Annotated in this window: 17 protein-coding genes; 10 read left to right on the top strand and 7 right to left on the bottom strand. The window is 62.6% G+C overall.

Annotated elements, in window-relative coordinates; all coding sequences use genetic code 11:
* Positions 1-39: 39 nt before the first annotated feature.
* Both BSP239C_RS04835 and BSP239C_RS04830 read right to left on the bottom strand, forming a co-directional pair.
* Complete coding sequence (locus tag BSP239C_RS04835) at positions 40-1,281, bottom strand: AMP-binding protein (protein ID WP_101570496.1); 1,242 nt, start codon at positions 1,279-1,281, stop codon at positions 40-42.
* Positions 1,282-1,293: 12 nt separating this feature from the next.
* A complete protein-coding gene (locus tag BSP239C_RS04830; RefSeq protein ID WP_101570495.1) occupies positions 1,294-2,211 on the bottom strand; it encodes a 1,4-dihydroxy-2-naphthoyl-CoA synthase in 918 nt (305 codons plus the stop codon).
* A gap of 44 nt (positions 2,212-2,255) precedes the next feature.
* Here BSP239C_RS04830 and BSP239C_RS04825 point away from each other — a divergent pair, with 44 nt between their 5' ends.
* Positions 2,256-3,365, top strand: coding sequence for an o-succinylbenzoate synthase (locus tag BSP239C_RS04825; protein ID WP_101570494.1), 1,110 nt, complete (start codon positions 2,256-2,258; stop codon positions 3,363-3,365).
* Between the two features lie 52 nt (positions 3,366-3,417).
* On the opposite strand, the gene BSP239C_RS04820 is transcribed toward BSP239C_RS04825, so the two are convergent.
* Both BSP239C_RS04820 and BSP239C_RS04815 read right to left on the bottom strand, forming a co-directional pair.
* Positions 3,418-4,140 (bottom strand): hypothetical protein, encoded by a 723-nt coding sequence (locus BSP239C_RS04820; RefSeq protein ID WP_101570493.1) that lies wholly within the window; start codon positions 4,138-4,140, stop codon positions 3,418-3,420.
* Between the two features lie 23 nt (positions 4,141-4,163).
* Complete coding sequence (locus tag BSP239C_RS04815; protein ID WP_101570492.1) at positions 4,164-5,774, bottom strand: alpha/beta hydrolase family protein; 1,611 nt, start codon at positions 5,772-5,774, stop codon at positions 4,164-4,166.
* Positions 5,775-5,833: 59 nt separating this feature from the next.
* Between BSP239C_RS04815 and menD the strand changes: the two genes are divergently transcribed.
* On the top strand, positions 5,834-7,624 hold the full coding sequence (gene menD / locus BSP239C_RS04810; RefSeq protein ID WP_257930081.1) for a 2-succinyl-5-enolpyruvyl-6-hydroxy-3-cyclohexene-1-carboxylic-acid synthase: 1,791 nt from the start codon (positions 5,834-5,836) through the stop codon (positions 7,622-7,624).
* A 113-nt stretch (positions 7,625-7,737) separates the two neighbouring features.
* On the opposite strand, the gene BSP239C_RS04805 is transcribed toward menD, so the two are convergent.
* Both BSP239C_RS04805 and BSP239C_RS04800 read right to left on the bottom strand, forming a co-directional pair.
* The gene (locus tag BSP239C_RS04805; protein ID WP_101570490.1) at positions 7,738-9,186 is read right to left on the bottom strand and encodes a DUF222 domain-containing protein; all 1,449 of its coding nucleotides are present in this window, start codon (positions 9,184-9,186) and stop codon (positions 7,738-7,740) included.
* A 91-nt stretch (positions 9,187-9,277) separates the two neighbouring features.
* Positions 9,278-10,648, bottom strand: a complete 1,371-nt coding sequence (locus tag BSP239C_RS04800; RefSeq protein ID WP_101570489.1) for an isochorismate synthase MenF — start codon at positions 10,646-10,648, stop codon at positions 9,278-9,280.
* Positions 10,649-10,819: 171 nt separating this feature from the next.
* Here BSP239C_RS04800 and BSP239C_RS04795 point away from each other — a divergent pair, with 171 nt between their 5' ends.
* From BSP239C_RS04795 to BSP239C_RS04765, 7 genes are all read left to right on the top strand, one after another.
* The gene (locus BSP239C_RS04795) at positions 10,820-11,512 is read left to right on the top strand and encodes a demethylmenaquinone methyltransferase (RefSeq protein WP_101570488.1); all 693 of its coding nucleotides are present in this window, start codon (positions 10,820-10,822) and stop codon (positions 11,510-11,512) included.
* A complete protein-coding gene (locus BSP239C_RS04790) occupies positions 11,509-12,810 on the top strand; it encodes a geranylgeranyl reductase family protein (protein WP_101570487.1) in 1,302 nt (433 codons plus the stop codon). Before BSP239C_RS04795 ends, BSP239C_RS04790 begins: the two co-directional genes overlap by 4 nt.
* A 29-nt stretch (positions 12,811-12,839) precedes the next feature.
* The gene (locus BSP239C_RS04785) at positions 12,840-13,865 is read left to right on the top strand and encodes a polyprenyl synthetase family protein (protein ID WP_257930080.1); all 1,026 of its coding nucleotides are present in this window, start codon (positions 12,840-12,842) and stop codon (positions 13,863-13,865) included.
* A gap of 33 nt (positions 13,866-13,898) precedes the next feature.
* Positions 13,899-15,005: a permease gene (locus BSP239C_RS04780; RefSeq protein WP_101570486.1), complete on the top strand. Its 1,107-nt coding sequence runs from the start codon at positions 13,899-13,901 to the stop codon at positions 15,003-15,005.
* 115 nt (positions 15,006-15,120) lie between these two features.
* A complete protein-coding gene (locus BSP239C_RS04775) occupies positions 15,121-15,918 on the top strand; it encodes a transporter substrate-binding domain-containing protein (protein ID WP_219618844.1) in 798 nt (265 codons plus the stop codon).
* Between the two features lie 69 nt (positions 15,919-15,987).
* On the top strand, positions 15,988-16,653 hold the full coding sequence (locus tag BSP239C_RS04770; RefSeq protein WP_101570484.1) for an amino acid ABC transporter permease: 666 nt from the start codon (positions 15,988-15,990) through the stop codon (positions 16,651-16,653).
* A complete protein-coding gene (locus BSP239C_RS04765) occupies positions 16,653-17,378 on the top strand; it encodes an amino acid ABC transporter ATP-binding protein (RefSeq protein WP_308298057.1) in 726 nt (241 codons plus the stop codon). Before BSP239C_RS04770 ends, BSP239C_RS04765 begins: the two co-directional genes overlap by 1 nt.
* Positions 17,379-17,410: 32 nt before the next feature.
* On the opposite strand, the gene rarD is transcribed toward BSP239C_RS04765, so the two are convergent.
* A complete protein-coding gene (gene rarD / locus BSP239C_RS04760; RefSeq protein ID WP_257930079.1) occupies positions 17,411-18,325 on the bottom strand; it encodes an EamA family transporter RarD in 915 nt (304 codons plus the stop codon).
* Positions 18,326-18,465: 140 nt separating this feature from the next.
* On the opposite strand from rarD, the gene BSP239C_RS04755 reads away from it, so the two are divergent.
* The coding region (locus BSP239C_RS04755) for an NAD(P)-binding protein (RefSeq protein WP_145997407.1) at positions 18,466-18,600 on the top strand (135 nt) is incomplete at its 3' end.

Below are 18,600 nucleotides of genomic sequence, written 5' to 3'. Positions count from 1 at the left end.
ACCGACAGTTCACTTAATAGGGTATTCGGGTGCTGGGCCTCAGCTGTTATCTGTCTCAGCCGACTCAGCCAGCTCAGCCGACTCAGCCAGCTCGGCCGCAAGCCGGGCGGCAGCCTGCCGGTCGGGCTTACCGATCGAGCGACTGGGGATCTCTGGGACGCAGAAGACCAGCCGCGGCAGAAGTTGGCCCTGCATTCCGTGGTCGAGTCTGGCCAGCCTTCGCGCGAACTCACGTGGTGAACCCATCGTCTCGGTCAGGTCAGCGGGCGTCTGACCATCGATGCGGACGAGGGCGACAAGCAGTTTCCCCCACTCCTCATCGGGCACCCAGGTCACGAGCACCTCGGCGATTCCATGGTGCTGCCAGGTGGGCAGGAGCCCGGTCTCGAGGGCATGTGGTGAGACGTTCGTGCCGCCGGAGACGATGATGTCATCGGCACGGCCGAGCACCGTGAGTACCCCACCGTCCAGTCGACCCAGATCGCTCGTGTGCATGGTCCGATCACCGTTGGCGCCGGTGGTCAGGCAGGGGCTGTCGACGGGGACGATGTTCCCCTCGGCTGTGATCTCGACGTAGGAATCGGCGACGACGCCTCCACTCAGGTTGATCGTCGAGGACTCGGTGATCGTGATTTCGACACCGTCGAAGGGAACCCCGTTGTACACGCACCCACCTGCGGTTTCGCTCATCCCGTAGGTGCGCATGATGTGCAGGCCTCGCGCATCGGCGCGCTCGAGCAGCGCCGGTGAGATTGCGGAACCGCCGAGGAGGATGGCGTCGAATTTCGCTGCCGCAAGTGTGGCTCGTTCGTCTGCAAGTATCCGGTGCAATTGGGTGGGCACCAGCGACGTGTAGGTCGGACGTTGGCCGGCACGGGCAAACAGACGCTGCGCCTCGTCGGCGAAGGAGCCGGCGGTGAAGGTCGCTGAAGTGGTCCTGATCGGTTCCCGTCCCGCGAGCCGGGCGCGCAGCTCCACTTGGAACCCCGCAATGTGGTTGATGGGCAGGCTCAGATGCCAATCGCCGGGCCCGGCAAGGGACCGTTCTGTGGCCCTCGCCGAGGTGGTCAGGGCCTCGGCGGACAGGGCGACGGCCTTGGCCGTGCCCGTCGAACCCGAGGTGAAGAGCACCAGCGCCGGCGCCCGGCCTGCACCTCTCCACTGACTGGGAGCCACCTCGGTGATGGCGGCATCACGGGTGCGGGGCAGGACGAGGATCGACCGGCCGTCCAAGGCACGATCGATTGCACTGGGCAGATCCTCAACGGACTGTGCGTTCATCAAGGGGAGTGCTCAGTAGTACCAGGGGTAGGGGGACCAGTCGGGATCGCGCTTCTCCAGGAAGGAGTCACGGCCTTCGACGGCTTCGTCGGTCATATACCCCAGACGGGTGGCCTCACCTGCGAAGACCTGCTGACCCATGAGGCCGTCATCGAGGAGGTTGAACGCGAACTTCAGCATCCTCTGGGCGTTGGGGGACTTGCCGAGGATCTCCTTGGCCATGGTCAGCGCCGCGGTCTCCAGGTCCTCGTGGTCTACGACCTCGTTGACGGCGCCCATGTCTGCCATGTCCTGGGCCGAGTAGGTGCGACCGAGGAAGAAGATCTCGCGGGCCTTCTTCTGTCCGACCATCTTCGCCAGGTAGGCAGACCCGTAGCCGGCATCATAGGAGCCGACATCGGCGTCGGTCTGTTTGAACTTCGCATGCTGGCGGGATGCGATGGTCATGTCGCAGACGACGTGGAGGCTGTGACCGCCGCCGGCAGCCCAGCCAGGGACGACGGCGATGACGATCTTGGGCATGGTGCGGATGAGCCGTTGGACCTCGAGGATGTGGAGGCGACCGGCGCGGGCTGGGTCCACGGACTCGCGGGTCTCCCCGGAGGCGTACTGGTAGCCCGAACGGCCGCGGATGCGCTGGTCGCCGCCGGAGCAGAATGCCCAACCGCCGTCGCGTGAGCTGGGGCCATTGCCCGTGAGCAGGACCGCGCCGACGTCCGAGGTCTGGCGGGCGTGGTCGAGGGCCCGGAAGAGCTCGTCGACGGTGTGGGGGCGGAAGGCGTTGCGGATATCGGGACGGTCGAAGGCAATGCGCACACAACCCAGGTCGGTGCCGTCGGGTTTGACCGCGCGGTGGTAGGTGATGTCGGTGAAGTCGAATCCGGAGACTTCACGCCACTGAGAGGGGTCAAAGATTTCAGAAACCGTCATGACCCTAACCCTATCGTCTGTCGCCTGACAGATAGGGTTGCTCCATGGCTGATATGCAGCAGGTTCCCGAGTCGATCACTGAGATCGTGCCGAATTTCCACGTTCTCTCCCTCCCCATGGTGACCCGATTTCGCGGTATCACCGAGCGCGAGGTCATGCTCTTCGAAGGACCTGATGGGTGGGCGGAGTTCTCCCCGTTCACCGAATACGAGGCAGTCGAATCCTCTCGTTGGCTGGGGGCCGCACTCGAGTTCGCGGGACTGCTGCCCGGAGTCGCACGGCCAGGAGCGACCAAGGCTGGGCCCTCGGGATCTGCTGCCCAGTCCGGAGCTGCCCAATCCGTTGCCGTCAATGCGACCCTGCCTGCGTGCGCGACCTCCGAGGTTGAGCCGATCATGGCGCACTACGGACCCGTCGGCACGGTCAAGGCGAAGGTGGCCGAATACGGAATCGACTCCCTGCCCGCTGACCTCGAGCGACTGCGCGAATTCCGGCGGCTGTTCCCCACGACGACTCTGCGCCTCGATGCCAATGCCGGCTATACGCTGACCGAGGCGCTCGTCGCCTGTGCCGAGTTCGCGGCCTTCGACCTGCAGTACTTCGAACAGCCCGTCACGGCTGTCGAGGAGATGGCGAAGTTGCGCGAACAACTCGCTGACCAGGGACTTCCCGTGGTCCTGGCCGCGGATGAGTCGATCCGCAAGGCCGATGATCCGTTGCGCGTGGCAGAGCTGGGAGCCGCCGAGGTTGTCATCGTCAAAGTCCAGCCCTTGGGTGGGATCGCTGCCGCGCGCGCCGTCCTCGAAGCCTGTGGCCTGCCCGCTGTGGTGTCATCGGCATTGGAATCATCCGTCGGGTTGGCTGCCGGTGCTCAGCTGGCGGCAACGTTGCCGCGCACACCCCGGAGCCGTGAGCTCCTGGGCGAACACCCTGCCTGCGGTCTGGGCACAGGGCGGCTGCTTGCTCAGGACGTTGTAGGCCCTGAGCTGAGCCTGAACCCGGTCGACGGTCAGATCCCAGTGACGCGAATCGTCCCGGACCCACAGCGTTTGGAGAGGCTGGCGGTGGATCCGGGACGATTCGACTGGTGGTCGACGCGACTGCAGGAGACCTGGAGCGCTCTGCGAGCGTCGCTGCTCAGTTCGGGGTCGTGAGGTTGGTCAGCTCATTGTCGTGAGGTTGGTCAGCTCATTGTCGTGAGGTTGGTCAGCCCGCGTTCTTGACGGCTTCGACGAATGTCTTTGCGGTCTTGGTGACCGAGTCTGCATCCCCTGCATCGGCGATATTGGCGGCGGTGACGAGGTTGTTGCCGACGCGGCTGGTGACGGTGTCGGTGTCGAGGACCGTCTGACCGCCGGAAGAGATCTTGGCACGGACTCCGACGGTCTCGTCGGCACCATCGACAACGGCATCGAAGGTCTCGTAGTTCATTTTCATATCGATGCCTTGGGTCTTGACAGTCACGTCGCTGCACTTCTCGGCGACCCTGGTCGAGTTCTGCAGTTGTGAGCCGGCAGCCTTCTCATCGGCCAGGCTCATCAGTGAGACGCTCATGGTGTTGTCCGCAGAGGTTCCCGCGAGCGTGGTGCCGTTGCCTGCCTCGCTGGCGTTGAGAGCCGACAGCGCGAGGTCCTTGCATTCAGCAGGTTCGTATTCCGCTTTTTCGAGGGCCTTGATTGCTTCGCTGCCGGAGGCTGCGCCGAGGTCGACGGGTTTGTATGACTGGCCATCGACATCTGTGGATTCGATGATCTGTTTGAGCTGATCCTCGTCAAGCTGCACTGCCTCTGGTGTCTCTTCTGTCGCGGGCTGGGCAGCACTGCCTGAGTCCTCTGCCTGATCGTTTTTGGAGTCTTTGGAGTCCGTTCCCGAACAGCCGGTCAGGGCCAATCCGGCGATGAGAGCGATGGCTGGGAGTACGCGTTTCATGGGTGACCTCTCGAAGTCAACGTTCAATCAGGTGGGCGAAAGCCGGTCGCATTGCTGCGACCGTTATAACCATAAACACTCGCCGTCTGAGATTCACCATCGACATGTGCCGAATCCGAAACATCTGTCGCTTCGCCAGGCGGGGAGTCTGTCGCTTCGCCAGGCGGGGCAACTGGATCTGCTGCACGCTCGGCCTGTAGGGGTGCGGAAGAGCCACCCGAGGCCGAGGCGATGTGCACGGTCGTGACCTCGGACTGTCCCACAGCAGTGAAGTGCTGGGTGCGCTTGCCCGGGATGATCGGATCGTGCATGGCCGCAGCCAGCCGTCCTGTGAACGTCAGACGCCCCTTGTTGTCGGCGCGCTGCGGATAGTCATTCGCTCCTGTTGGCCCGACGACGGAAATGTCGTATCGGCGACCGGGTTCATACAGGTCCGGTGTGCGCACTCGGAAGCTTCCGATTCCGGTAAGGGAGAAGCCGGTCGCACTGACGCAGCCGAAGCATACGATCTGAGGCCTTCGCCGTGAGATTTCGACCCTCCATCCGTAGATATCGAAAAGGGCGTGGCCTGTCAGATACGAGAACTCGCCACCGTCCGCAACACGGGAACCACCTCGATGCTCACCCCGGCGCTCGAGGCTGCAGTGATCGGAACTGGCGTAGTCGCGTTGACGGTGCAGAGTCTTCAGCCACGCGCCCAGCTCCCGTTCCCAGCTGGTCCAATTGTGCAGGCCGGTGGTGCGGGGAAACCAGGAGTGACGGATGCCCAGCACATTCAATCGTGCGGAGAAGCGCTCGCCCTGCTGGTTGACCATCGACTCGAGGAGGTCGCGGTCCTTTGACTCTTCGAGACTGCCGGAGCCGGCGCTGAGCCACACGTTCAGGCCGTGCAGGTTCTCCGCCAGCCCGTAGGGGGAGTTCGCGATCCATTCGCTGCGGTCGGTGACGGGATCGCCGAACAGCGTCATCGACTTTGCACCTTCTCGCATGGCGATGATGTCGAAGGCAGGGATCGCAGACAAAGGGTCGAGTGGGGACGAGAACGCGGCTGCCCAGCTGTAGCGGTCCGGGTGCCAGGCGGCGTACTTCATCGCCCCGTACCCACCCATAGACAGTCCGGCGAGGAGTTGGTTCTCCGGCGCGAAATCCACAGAGAAGTTCTTGCGCAGGAATTCCGGGATCTCCTTGGTGTGGAAGGTCGGCCAGTCGTGGACCTCGCTGCCGACTGCCACCCGCGAGTAGGTGCCGGCTCCGGCATCCGGCATGACGATCAGGTAGGGGGAGTCGAGTGTGAGTTCCTCGGCGGACCCGAAGTCTGTCCAAGATCGGAAGTCGTCACCGCCACCGTGATAGAGGTGGATGACCGGGCTGACCTCCTGCGGAATGCCCGGCAGCAGTACCCGTACACCGACGGTGCGGCCGAGCGCGGGGGAGTAGATGAAGAATTCGCGCAGTCGGTTCGAGAGTTTGCGTTTGTCTCGGATGTGCCACTTCTTGGCATCCTTGCCGCGTGGTTCGGGGCCGAGGAACGAGCTGTTCTGGTCGTGGGTTGGGAAGCGTCCTCTGTGGGAGCGGGCGGCGGTCAGCGAACGGATTGCGCGCGCCCCAACCGCGAAGAGAATCGATCGACGCATGGGTCAACCGTAGGGAGCCAATGTGAACCGCAGGTGGGTTAGTGGTTGAATATCAGGTGATGTTGAATTCGAGCGCAGTGGCGCAGCAGATTGCCCGTGAGTTGGCTTCGTCCGGAGTCACCGAGGTCGTCATCGCGCCCGGATCCCGATCCGCACCGTTGATCTATGCGCTCGCCCCCCTCGCCGAGGCGGGGGTGATCCGTACGCATGTACGCATCGATGAGCGTGATGCCGGATTCCTGGCCTTGGGTCTGGCACGGGGTCTGCGCAGTAGGCAGGATGATGCTGGATCTGGTGCCGTTGCCTTGGTGACGACCTCAGGTTCGGCTGTGGCCAACCTGCATCCCGCGGTGCTCGAAGCTTCCTATGGACATCTTCCGCTGGTTGCGATCACGGCAGATCGACCCGCTCGGCTGAGGGCAACCGGTGCAAATCAGACGATCGATGATCAGTCGCAGGTACTCAGCGATGTGCGTGCCCGGGTCGATGTGCCTGCTGGCAGCGCCGATGCTGGCCCTTTGCTCGCCGAGGCGGTCGCGCACTCGCTCGGCGAGACCAGTGGTGATTCCGGCCCCGTCCAGTTCAATGTGCAATTCGATGTGCCGCTGGTGCCGACGGTGACGGAACTCAGCGAGTGGAAGGCAGCAGCGCAGACACTCGGAACGAGTGGGTCCCGGGGGACGTCGAATCCTGCCCACTCGGATCCGTTATCGTCGAATGCACCAGAGTCGGCGCGAAGCGTCTCAGTCCGCATCCTTCCGGGCACGGTCGTCGTCGCCGGAGATGCAGGCGGTCACTCGGCTCGGGCGCTGGAGTCGCTGGTCGAGACCTATGCACTCCCAGTCCTGGCTGAGCCCTCAAGTCCCCTCACTTCCACGCTGCGAGACTCGCGCGCTGCCGTTCCAGCTCATGCGCGCGTACTCAGTGAACGTGAGGATCTGCGCACGGCGATCCGTACGGTGATCGTACATGGGAAGCCGACTCTGACTAGGCCTGTTGCCGCACTGCTTGCCAACCCAGATGTGCTGGTTCAGCGGTTGCCCGATGATGTCGATGCGGTGACGCTCTCGGTATCGTTCTTGCGGCTCGATTCGCTTTCGACCCCTGAGTCGTTGGCAGCGTCAAAGTCGCCTGAAACGCCAGAGGACGCAGGTGCAAGCATCGACACAGCTTGGCGCGACGAGTGGCGTAGTGCCGGCGAGACGATTGTCGCCGCATCTCGGCGGGAGCGTGAAGCCGAGTCGACGCCGTTAACCGCACGTGCGATCACGGAACATCTGGCTGGCCTCGCGATCAATCTCTTCGCAGCGAGCTCAAATACGATCCGCTATCTCAGTGAAACCACCGATGTTCGCGCACGAATCCACGCGTCACGCGGGCTGGCCGGCATCGACGGTCTGATCTCGACGGCCACGGGGCTCTCTCTCGCCCTCGACGAGCAGGTTGTGCTGGTCATCGGTGACGTTGCAATGCTGCATGATGTGGGCGGCCTGCTCGTGCCGAGCGCCGAAGAGGCCGGCAACGTGCTCATCGTCGTCTTCAACGATGATGGCGGTGCGATCTTCTCCGGACTCGAACACTCGCAGAACCATGTAGCGCCGTATCTCGAGAGATACTTCACCGTTCCACACGGCCGGGACTTCAGAGATCTCGCGACAGCCTATGGGTGGGAGTACTCGAGAGTGGGACCACACGACGAGTCCCAGCAAATAACCGCGGAGTCCAGCCAGCTCGACGACTTCATCGCAGAATTTGAGAAGTCTGTGGACATTGTCGACAGCGTCACAGAAGAACGAAACTCGGAACAGGCGACGCTCGGCCGTCGGATCATCGAAGTGAACCTCACCTGATCAGAAGGCTGTACAGCCTGTGCCGCAGAGGATCGAGAGACAGAGGGTAAAGACTAGGCGAGTCCGGGCAAAGCAACGGCGAGAGCTGGCGGCACTGTCGCCGCGACTGCGAATCAGCCGGTGTCCCTCAGGATCAGCTCCTCGAAGAGTTTCTCTGCTGAGCTCAGTGTGGAGAAGTCGACGATCTCGTCTTGCGTATCCGCCGTGGGCGAACTGCCGGAACCATTCGGCTGGCTAGGAGTCGGGTTCTTCTTCGGCGGTGGGTGACTGAACTTCGTGACGAATGGTGGAGTGGCGGTTTCGTATTCTTCCCCGGTGGGGGTGGAGACGGTGAGGTCGTCGGCAGTCGCTTCGTGTTTCCAACCGGGGTGCTCCTTGGCGTAGTTGCAGCCCGCGCACAGTCCGGAGGCGTTGGACCACTGAGTCTCGCCTCCCTCGGCAACAGGAGTCGCGTGATCGGCGTGCCTGATCGGAGCATCACACCACGGGGTCCGGCACACGTCATCGCGGAAGACCACCATGCGTCGCAGCAGACCGCCGAACGTTCGCCTGCGCGAGTCCATGCCGACCAGTTGTCCGGTATCCGGAGACGTGAACATGCGGCGGATGAATGAGCGGGCCTGATTCGCCGCCAGGAAGTTCCGTGCCGTCTTCGTGGGCAACGGACCATAGCTCGGAATCCATGCAGGAACCTGCCCGTCCGAGAACAGGCTCTCGGCCTCCATCACGATATGCACCTCGGTGGGCACATCGCTGGCAGCCTCTTGCCCCGTGAGCCGTTCGACGAATATGTCGGCCATCAATTGGTTGCGGGTGCGGTCGAAGTCCAGGCCGGCGACCTTGCAATCGGTAGCGGCGGCGTCCAGACTCTCATGCGCAGCGACGGCCTGCTGCAGGGGCAGAGTGGCACTGAGCTTCGCCATCCCATTGCCGAGTACGCTCAAGGACACATGTCGATCCGCGCTCGCTGCCTCGGTCCTCTCATGCGCATTGTCCGAGGACACATTGGCCGCCAGCGAACGAACCTCGGTGCGTAAGCGGCGGCTGCCGGCCTTCGCGGCCCGACCTTTGAGTTCTTCGTCGACGAAGAGCCGTTCGTCGGAAGTCAGCCATGCCGTCTCATCGGCGATGATGCGAGCCTTTGCCTCGGAGATGGAACCTTCGGCCAGAGCCGCGAAGGTGCGGGGCAGGTCGTTGACCACAGTCTTGGAGGTGGAGAGGAACTTGCGGCCGGCCGAGGGGGAGACCCGTTTGGCCAACGCAATCTCATTGCCGGCGTACTTGCCCTGTTCGCGAGTGGGCACGTCATTGGCGGCGTCTTCTCGCTGGCGGTGTGAGTGGAAGGCTACAGCCTCACGTGCTTGAGCAGCCGAGGCGGCGGAGATGAGCTCCTCGAGAGCCAGGATGCGTGTCTGGGCCTCCCAGGCATCAGGTGCTGGTTCGAGGTCACGCAGAGTCTGGCACCACCGATCGATGTCGGTGGTGATGCCCGGAAGTCGGGCCCACGAACCAGGTCCCCTATAAGCGGGATGGTCCGGGTCATCCGCAGGATGCGTGAACATGCCAACAGACTATGTGGAGGCACTGACACAGACCCTGACACGAGGCGCCAAAACCTTGTCACGGTGTCAAGGTTCTGACCCAGCAAACGCCCTATTCCAATTCCAAACCCAGCGCACGGCGCATCGGAGCGAATTTGGCTTCGGTCTCGGCCACCTCGGCGAGGGGATCCGAATCGGGCATGATGCCCGCCCCAGCGAACAGACGGATCCGATTGCGGTCCTCGAGCTGACCACAGCGCAGGGCGATGCCGAACTGACCGTTGCCGCGATCGTCCATCCAACCAACAGGGCCCGAATACCGGCCGCGATCCAGCGGCTCCAGCTCGTCCACGTGGGCGACAGCACTGGCCTGCGGATACCCGCCGACAGCCGCGGTGGGATGCACGGCGGCCGCGATGTCGAGGGCGTTGAGACCCGAGTCCATCGGCAGATGGGCCGAAGCATCCGAGGCAGAGTGGATGACATTGGCCAAAGGCAGCAGGTGCGGTCGCTCATCGACGCTCACATCATCAGCGACGGTTCCGAGACTGCGCTGCAGGGAAGCGATCGCGAAGGCATGTTCGGTGCTGTCCTTGTGCGCGCTCAGCAGTTTCCTGGCGGCGGGCATCTCGGCGGTCGGGTTGTCCTCCACCCGATAGGTGCCCGCGAGCACGCGCGAGGTCACGCGGTTGTTCTCGACACCGATGAGCAGCTCTGGGGTGGAACCGATCAGGCCGGCGACATCGAAGGTCCAGCAGCTGGGGTAGCTGCGGTTGAGCGCACCCAGCACGGACCGGACGTCGATGTCATCGTCGGTGGTGACCAGCTCATCACGGGCCAGCACGATCTTTCGCAGGGTGGCATCGTCGGCGAAGGCGTCCACCTCGGCGGAATCTCCGACGGGCGTGAGCATGTGCGAGACCTTCGCGACCAGATCTGCCCAGGACGTGCTGTCGAGGTCACCGGGCGAGGACTTCGCCGAGGTGACCTGGCGCAGCGGTTCGGACTTCAGCAGGGGTGGGGTGGGGGTGGCGCCTTCGGCGATGATCGATGTCATCCAGACGCGACCACCTCGGCGTCCGAGAACGAATTCGGGGACGTGGATGAGGGAGTCGACCTCGGATTCGCCCGAGTAGGCGACGGTGGCGAAGCACATGAGGCCCGAGCCGAGCAGGTCGACCTCGTCCTCGATGGTCGCAGCACACGTGATGGCCTTCCACGCGTCGGAGAGCTCGGTGAAGCGATTGGGGCCGCGGGCGCGGATGCGCAGAGTTCGGCCGAACCCGATGAGGCCAGAAGTGTCGCGGACCCAGCAGGAGAACGCCGAGGTGGGCAGCAGCTCCAGCGTCTCTTCGACGGTCGTGGGCAGTCCGGATTCGAAGGGGAAACCGGGCCCCGGTTCGACGTCGTCGACAAAACGTGAGCGCACGTGCAGGCGCGGGGGTGCCGTGCAGATGTCAGAGGTACTGAAGGTCGTAGTCATTTCAGGCCCACTCTAGTCGAGAAATTCGGCTTCCCAACGCGCGCGAATCCACTATCGAGCGCGAGCCAATACGGAAGCGAACAATGTCTGTGGCCAGTTCCACACTGCAAAGAGCGTGGAAACAGGTCCGCGAATTCGCCCCCTGGGTTCAGGTGTTGAGAGAATGGTGGCATGAACCGTGCTCAGCTGGACAAGCAGCCCGACGACGTCGCATCGATGTTCGATGACGTCGCGTCCCGTTACGACCTCACCAACGATGTGCTCACCTTCGGCCTGGCGCGCACCTGGCGTCGGACGGTGGCACACTCGGTGGCTGCCGGACCTGGTGAGCGCGTCCTCGATCTCGCGGCCGGAACCGGAACGTCGTCGATGACGTTCACCCATCATGGCGCCGAGGTGGTCGCCGGCGACATCTCGCAGGGCATGCTCGCCGAGGGGCGTCGCAGGCACCCGAAGATCGACTTCATCTACGCTGACGCGATGGATCTCCCGTTCTCCGATGCCAGCTTCGACGTCGTCACGATCTCCTTCGGCATCCGCAACGTCAACGATGTGGATGCTGCGCTGTCGGAGATGCTGCGCGTGCTACGGCCCGGCGGTCGTCTCATCATCTGCGAATTCTCGACCCCGACATTCGATCCGTTCAGCCTCGTCTACAAGGAATACCTGATGCGGGCACTGCCCGCCGTGGCGAAGGCTGTGTCCTCGAACCCCGAGGCCTACGTCTACCTTGCCGAATCGATCCGCGCCTGGCCTGACCAGGACGAATTCGCTCAGCAGATCCTCGACGCCGGCTTCGACCAGGTCAAGCACCGCAACCTCACCGGCGGGATCGTCGCCGTCCACCACGCACTCAAACCGTGAATAACTTCTCCGCCGAGGTCATCGTCGTCGGGGCAGGCCCTGCCGGTTCGGCCATCGGCACCTACCTCGCGCAGGCCGGCCATGAGGTCATCATCCTGGAGAAATCCGGGTTTCCACGTGACAAGATCTGCGGCGATGCCCTGACCCCACGCGCGGTCAAAGAGGTCGGCTTCTTGGGGATGGACACCCCCGAATCCGAGGGTTGGCACAAGAACAGGGGACTGCGTCTCATCGGCGGCGGTCACCGTCTGGAACTCGACTGGCCGGATATCGAGGGCACCCCGAACTATGGGCTGACGAAGCCTCGGATGGGCATGGACGAGGCCTTCGCCCGCCACGCCCAGCGCAGCGGTGCAAGAATGTTCGAGCAGGTCAAAGCCATGTCCCCGGACATCGGCGAGGACGGCTGGATCAAGGGCATCCACGCCTCCGGTACCGACCACCGTGGTCGTCGGGTCGGACCTGAAGCTCATTTCAGCGCCCCGATCGTCATCGCCGCAGACGGTGTGTCATCGCGCTTGGCCGTGTCCATGGGGTTGGAGAAGCGTGATGACCGCCCGATGGGTGTGGCCGTGCGGGCCTATCACACCTCGCCGAGGCATGCCGATGACTACATCGAGAGCTGGGTCGAGATGCGTTCGCGCAATTCGGCGGGCGAGTCCGAGGTTCTGCCCGGGTACGGCTGGCTCTTTCCGCTCGGCGACGGCACGATCAACATCGGGGCTGGTCTGCTGGACTCCTCACCCCAGTTCGGTTCCGTGGACTTCCGCACCATGATGGAACAGTGGATCGCGGACATGGGACTCGAATGGGGCATCGATGAGTCCACCTCGTTGGGCCCGATCAAGTCCGCGGCACTGCCGATGGCCTTCAACCGCACCCCGCATTTCCACAAGGGGCTCCTCCTCGTCGGCGATTCGGGCGGGATGGTCAACCCCTTCAATGGCGAGGGCATCGACTATGCCCTCGAATCCGCTCGATTGGCCGCCGAGGTGATCTCCACCTATTCCCGCTACCCGCAGCATGTGATGCGGGAGAAACTGCAGGAATACCCGGCGCTGGTGGGCGATTCCTTGGGCGGCTATTTCACCCTGGGGCGCGTTTTTTCCGCCATTATCGGCCACCCTGCACTCATGCAGTTCGGAATCAAGTACGGTATGGGTGTTGACGTTGTGATGGAGTTCGTCGTGAAATTGTTGGCGAACCTCTACCGCGACCCGAAGGTTTCTGAGGCCGATCTTATCGACCGGGTGATTTCAGCTCTCACCCGAATCGTGCCGGCTACCAGCAATGTCTGAGCTCACCAGCGACTACAACACTGACTACGATGAATGACGAGGACATGAGCCACCTAGCCTCTCCGGCGACTTTTATCGGTGCCGATGCCCAGCTTGCGGCGGATATCTCCACACAGTTGGAAGCCGTCGAGCGCAGGCTCTACGAAGTGACCGAGCAGACGCGTAAGCTGCCGGACACCACGTCCAAACATCTCCTCGCTGCCGGCGGAAAGCGGGCCCGTCCCAACCTTCTGCTGCTCACGGCCCGCCTCGGCGAGGCCGATTGTGAGGCGATCATCGACGCGGCCGTCGCAGTGGAGCTCATCCACCTGGCCTCCCTCTATCACGATGATGTGATGGACGATGCTCCCGTGCGCCGAGGTGCTCCGGCCGCACATGAGGTGTGGGGCAACTCCGTGGCCATCCTCACCGGCGACCTCCTGTTCTCGAAGGCCTCTGGTGTGACGGCGAAGCTCGGCCCCGAGGCCGTCGCCATCCAGGCTGAGACCTTCGAACGCCTCGTCCTGGGCCAGCTCAACGAATTCGCGGGCCCGCCGGAGGATGCGGATGCGATTGAGCACTACATTCAGGTGCTCGCGGACAAGACCGGATCCCTCATCGCCACCTCGGCGCAGTTCGGTGTCATGTTCTCGCAGGCGGACCAGGCACTTGCCGAGCCCGTGCGGGTGTTCGGTGAACGCGTCGGAATCGCCTTCCAGCTCGCCGATGACATCATCGACCTGACGACCACCTCATCGGTGTCGGGCAAGACCCCCGGTACCGACCTGCGTGAACGGGTTCCGACCCTTCCGGTGCTCTACGTTCGAGCTGCCGCAGCCGCCGGCGACGAAGCCGCCGCTGAAGTGGTCGAGCTGCTCGACGCGGACCTGAGTTCGGATGAAGCCCTGGAGTCGGCTCGGGTCGCACTCGCGGCTCATTCGGTGACCGAGAAGGCTCGCGCCGAGGCGGTTCGCTGGGCCGATGACGCGAAGTCGGCGCTTGCGCCCTTGCCCGACGGGCTCGTTAAGGAGTCGCTGTTCTCATTCGCTGATTCCGTGGTCTCGCGCAGCGCCTGACCACCCTGCAGGCACGATTGCGAGGTGGGAATCATGTCAGGTGCAGCACAGGCTCAGCCGGTTGAGGCTCAGCCGGTTGAGGCTCAGACCGAACATCGGTCGAGCGTTCGGCGACGGCTGACCCCGGTCGATCGGATCGGATTGGGCGTGCTCCTGCTGTTCCTCGTCGTGGGTCTGAGCTGGTCGAAGTGGCTGCCCTATTGGGGCAAAGCATGGACACTGAGCCAGACCTCCGTCTGGGACGGCAGTCCGCTCTTCGAGGCTGCGGGGGAGACGTTCTCTCTGGCTGGAGCCTGGGACTTCACCCTCGTGTACTTCACCGCTGTGTGGAAGGCTCTGCTCGTGGCGCTGGTGGTGGCTGCGGCCATCGATGCGCTGGTGCCCCGTGATTGGCTGCTGCGTGTGATGAATCGCCGGACCCACACGAGCCAGTCACTCGTCGGTGCGGCGTTGTCGCTGCCGTCGATGATGTGCACGTGCTGCGCGGCCCCGGTGACTGCGGGCCTGCGGAGTTCGGGCGTCATGCGTAGCGCTGCCTTGGCCTACTGGGTGGGCAATCCGCTGCTGAACCCCGCTGTGCTGATCTTTCTCGCCCTCGTCCTGCCCTGGCAGTACGTTGTCACCCGACTCGTGTTCGGAATCCTCATCGCAGTCGGCGCCAGCGCGTTCATCGGCCGGTGGGTCAAGGGGCGCGCCGAGGTGGTTCCCGAGCAGAGCCTCGAATCGCCGAGACTGTCGTCGCTTCCCGTACGCTACCTGCGGTCGCTGTCGAAATTCACGCTCATCCTCGTCCCCGAGCATCTTGCCCTGGTCTTCGTCATCGGACTGATCAGTCCCTGGCTGTCGGGAGTCTATGGGCTCGAAGCTCAGGTGGGTGCCATCGCGGTGCTCATCGCTGCTGTTGTCGGTACGCTCCTGGTGATTCCCACCGGGGGCGAGATTCCCATCATCATCGCGCTGCTCGCGGCCGGAGTGGGCGCGGGTGTCACCGGAGCACTGCTGATCGTCCTTCCTGCACTGAGTATCCCGTCGATGGTGATGGTCGGAAAGTCCCTTGGCTGGCGCACCACGACTGCGATGGGTGGCGCCGTCGCTCTCGGCGGGGTGCTCTCCGGTGTCGTTCTCATGCTCGTGAGCTGAGCCAGCTGTCCCTGCAGATTTTCAGCTCACTATCATACTTTTGACAATGTGTGAGGTGAACCATAGCCTGGAAGCTCTTAGATAACTACAGATGAGCTTTATTTGAGGGGTTCGCGTGAGCTACAGAAAACCATTGTTCGCTGGTCTGGCTATGATCGGGTCCTTGGCCATGGTGGCAGGACTTTCCGCGTGTTCCAGCGGTGAGGACGACGCCGACGCGCCTCTCGAGGACTCATATACCTACGCCACGGACACCTCCTTCGTCCCCTTCGAATTCAAGAAAGATGGAAAGTACGTCGGGTTCGACATCGATATCATCAACGCGGTCGCCGATGAGGCCGGATTCGAGTTGAAGCAGGAAGTCACCAATTTCGACGGCATCATTCCAGGTCTGCAGACCGGCTCCTTCGATCTCGCCGTTGCCGGTATCAGCATCACCGACGAGCGCAAGCAGACGATTGACTTCTCGGCTCCCTATTACAAATCGGGCCTGATCGTGGGCGTTCCAGAGGACAACGACGATATCAAGAGCGTGGACGACCTGGATGGCAAGAAGGTTGCCACTCGCCTGGGTTCGACCAGTGCGGCCTACATCGATGAGAACATCAAGGGTGCGAAAGCCAAGACCTACGAGCAGTTGGATCAGGCCTATCTCGCAGTCGAGTCCGGCAGCGCCGACGCGGTGCTCTACGACCAGCCGAACGTCGCCTACTACATCCGCACCGAGGGCGAGAGCAAACTGAAGACTGTCGGTGACCTCCTGGAAGCTCAGGACTACGGCATCGCGATCTCCAAAGACAACGAGAACCTCGTCACCGCGGTGGATGAGGGACTCGCGACGATCAAGGAGAACGGCACCTACGACAAGCTGTACAAGGAATGGTTCGGGGAAGAGCCTCCCAGCGAAGACTGACCGCAGCAACTCAGACTCTCATGCGGGCACGGGGCATCTCCCGTGCCCGCTGTTCTGTGGAAGGAACATATGTCCCGGTTAACCCAATTCAACTGGCTCGGCGTCGTCGACTACCTGCCTGCCCTTGCACTGGGCCTGTACTACACGCTGCTGGTGTCGGTGATAGGTCTGATCATCGGCTTCGTCCTCGGTGCCGTATTCGGCCTCGGTCGGCTCTCACATAAGAAGATCATCTATGGGCTCTCGACCGCCTATGTCGAGCTGCTGAGAGGAACCCCGGTCCTGGTCCAGGCCATCTGGGTGTACTTCGCGCTGCCGCTGATCGTCGGATTCAACATTCCGTCCCTGGTCGCAGGCATCCTGGTGATCGGGCTGAACTCCGGTGCCTACATTGCTGAGATCGTCCGCGGTGCCGTTCAATCAGTGGAGAAGGGACAGTCTGAGGCGGGGCGCTCCCTCGGCCTCTCACAGCATCTGACGATGCGCTATGTGATCTGGCCGCAGGCTTTCAAGAGGATGATCCCACCGCTGGGCAACCAGTTCATCATCAGCATCAAGGACACCTCTCTGCTGTCGGTGATCTTGGTCCCCGAGCTGATCTTCCAGGGCCGGCTGGTCGCATCGAATCATTTCAACGCGGTAGAGATCTACACAACCGTGGCGGTGTTCTATCTGGTAGTCACCCTCACTCTGTCCAAAGTCCTTAGCGTTGTGGAGAAGAGGTTGACTCACTGATGATCATCCACGTATCAGACCTGCATAAATCGTTCGGTGACAATGAAGTGCTCAAGGGCATCGACTGTGACGTAGAGGCCAAGGAAGTCGTGTGCGTGATCGGACCCAGCGGTTCGGGCAAAAGCACCTTTCTGCGTTGCCTGAATATGCTCGAGGACATCACCAGCGGAGACGTCGTCATTGACGGGCAGAGCCTGACGGCCCGCGAGACCGACATCAACGCTGTCCGCACAGAGATCGGCATGGTCTTCCAGCAGTTCAACCTCTTCCCTCATATGAGCGTCATCGATAACATCTCACTGGCTCCACGGAAGGTCCGCGGACTCAGCGACGCGGCTGTGCGCGATAGGGCCCTGAAACTCTTGGACAAAGTGGGACTGAGGGAGAAGGCTGATTCCTATCCGAATCAGCTCTCCGGTGGCCAGCAGCAGCGGGTGGCGATTGCCCGTGCCCTGGCCATGGAGCCGAAGATGCTGCTCTTCGACGAGCCCACAAGCGCCCTCGACCCAGAGCTGGTCGGAGAGGTCCTGGCTGTGATGAAGCAGCTGGCTCTTGAAGGAATGACGATGGTCGTCGTCACGCATGAGATGGGCTTCGCGAGCGAAGTCGGGGATCGTGTGCTGTTCATGGACGATGGCATCATCGTAGAGGAGGGCACTCCCGATCGCATCTTCAAAAATCCGCAGTCGGCGCGGACTGAGGAATTCCTCAACAAGGTGCTCTGAGTACGGCAGGCTCGTGCTCTGAGCACGGCAGGCTAGAGTTTGCGGCGGCTCTGGCGGATCAGGTCTGTGCAGAGCAAGAGCACGGCGATCCAGATGACGAAGAAGCCGACCCAGCGCGTCGTCGACATCACTTCTCCGAGGATGAAGACGCCGGTGATGAACTGCATCGTCGGCGTGATGTACTGCAGCATGCCCACCCAGGACAGGGGGATGCGCCTGGCTGCGGCGCTGAAGAGGATCAGCGGAATCGCGGTTGCCGGTCCGGTGACGAGGATGATGATGACATGGCTGGCACCGAAACCTGTGAACGTGGACAGGCCCTGGGCTCCGAGGATGAGGAGATAGAAGGCGCTGGGCACGGCCAGCACAGCGGACTCGATCGTCATCCCCTCGAGTGCACCGACTCGATTGCCCACCTTGTTCTTGACGAGTCCGTAGAGTCCGAACGACAGCGCCACAGTGAACGAGAGATACGGCATCCGACCGAGGCCGACACCGACGATGATGACGGCGATCAGGCCGAATCCTGCAGCGGTCCACTGCAGAGGCCGCAGCTTTTCGCCGAGGAAGATGACGCCGAGGCCGATGGAGATGAGCGGGTTGAGATAGTAGCCCAGAGACACCTCGACGAGGTGGCCGGTTTCGACTCCGTAGACGAACGCCGTCCAGTTTATGGCGATGAGGACAGCGGCCAAAGTCAGCAGCCAGAATGTGCGACCGGACTTGATGACCTGCCACGTGCGTGCGACTCCGCCGGTGAAGAGCAGGAGAATGGCGCAGAAGAGCAGTGACCAGATGACGCGATGTGAAACGAGTTCAAGGGCTCCGGTGGGTGCCGCGGCTGCGAAGAGCAGGGGGATGAGGCCCCACAGCAGGTAGGCGGAGAGTCCATTGGCCAATCCGGTTTTGCGAATGGCGTTCATGTCGGGGGTTGGATCTGGGTTCACATACAGAGTCTAATGATGTCGAGACACGGCGCGGCCGCCGGTCTGTCAGCTGGGATATGAGTGCGAGTTTCGTCACGTGTTTGTTAGGAGGACCTTCATTGCCGATACAATTGGTGATGACTTACTAGAGAGGTGTGAGAATGACGCGTCCCTTCCGTGTGGCTATTGTGGGTGCCGGTCCTGCCGGGATCTATGCGGCCGATCTGTTGACTAAGGCTGAGCGTGACTTCGAGGTCAGTATTGATCTCTTTGAGCGTTTGCCGACTCCGTTCGGT

Origin of the sequence: Brevibacterium sp. 239c (assembly GCF_900169365.1) — a bacterium.
Classification (GTDB): Bacteria; Actinomycetota; Actinomycetes; order Actinomycetales; family Brevibacteriaceae; genus Brevibacterium.
The sequence above is the reverse complement of the archived record's forward strand: the minus strand, read 5'-3'. Positions and strand labels throughout refer to the sequence as shown.

Bases quoted from the DNA above. Each gene is read 5' to 3' on its own strand.
- BSP239C_RS04835 (WP_101570496.1), bottom strand. From the start codon at position 1,281: ATGAACGCACAGTCCGTTGAGGATCTGCCCAGTGCAATCGATCGTGCC.
- BSP239C_RS04830 (WP_101570495.1), bottom strand. From the start codon at position 2,211: ATGACGGTTTCTGAAATCTTTGACCCCTCTCAGTGGCGTGAAGTCTCC.
- BSP239C_RS04825 (WP_101570494.1), top strand. From the start codon at position 2,256: ATGGCTGATATGCAGCAGGTTCCCGAGTCGATCACTGAGATCGTGCCG.
- BSP239C_RS04820 (WP_101570493.1), bottom strand. From the start codon at position 4,140: ATGAAACGCGTACTCCCAGCCATCGCTCTCATCGCCGGATTGGCCCTG.
- BSP239C_RS04815 (WP_101570492.1), bottom strand. From the start codon at position 5,774: ATGCGTCGATCGATTCTCTTCGCGGTTGGGGCGCGCGCAATCCGTTCG.
- menD (WP_257930081.1), top strand. From the start codon at position 5,834: ATGTTGAATTCGAGCGCAGTGGCGCAGCAGATTGCCCGTGAGTTGGCT.
- BSP239C_RS04805 (WP_101570490.1), bottom strand. From the start codon at position 9,186: ATGTTCACGCATCCTGCGGATGACCCGGACCATCCCGCTTATAGGGGA.
- BSP239C_RS04800 (WP_101570489.1), bottom strand. From the start codon at position 10,648: ATGACTACGACCTTCAGTACCTCTGACATCTGCACGGCACCCCCGCGC.
- BSP239C_RS04795 (WP_101570488.1), top strand. From the start codon at position 10,820: ATGAACCGTGCTCAGCTGGACAAGCAGCCCGACGACGTCGCATCGATG.
- BSP239C_RS04785 (WP_257930080.1), top strand. From the start codon at position 12,840: ATGAATGACGAGGACATGAGCCACCTAGCCTCTCCGGCGACTTTTATC.
- BSP239C_RS04780 (WP_101570486.1), top strand. From the start codon at position 13,899: ATGTCAGGTGCAGCACAGGCTCAGCCGGTTGAGGCTCAGCCGGTTGAG.
- BSP239C_RS04770 (WP_101570484.1), top strand. From the start codon at position 15,988: ATGTCCCGGTTAACCCAATTCAACTGGCTCGGCGTCGTCGACTACCTG.
- BSP239C_RS04765 (WP_308298057.1), top strand. From the start codon at position 16,653: ATGATCATCCACGTATCAGACCTGCATAAATCGTTCGGTGACAATGAA.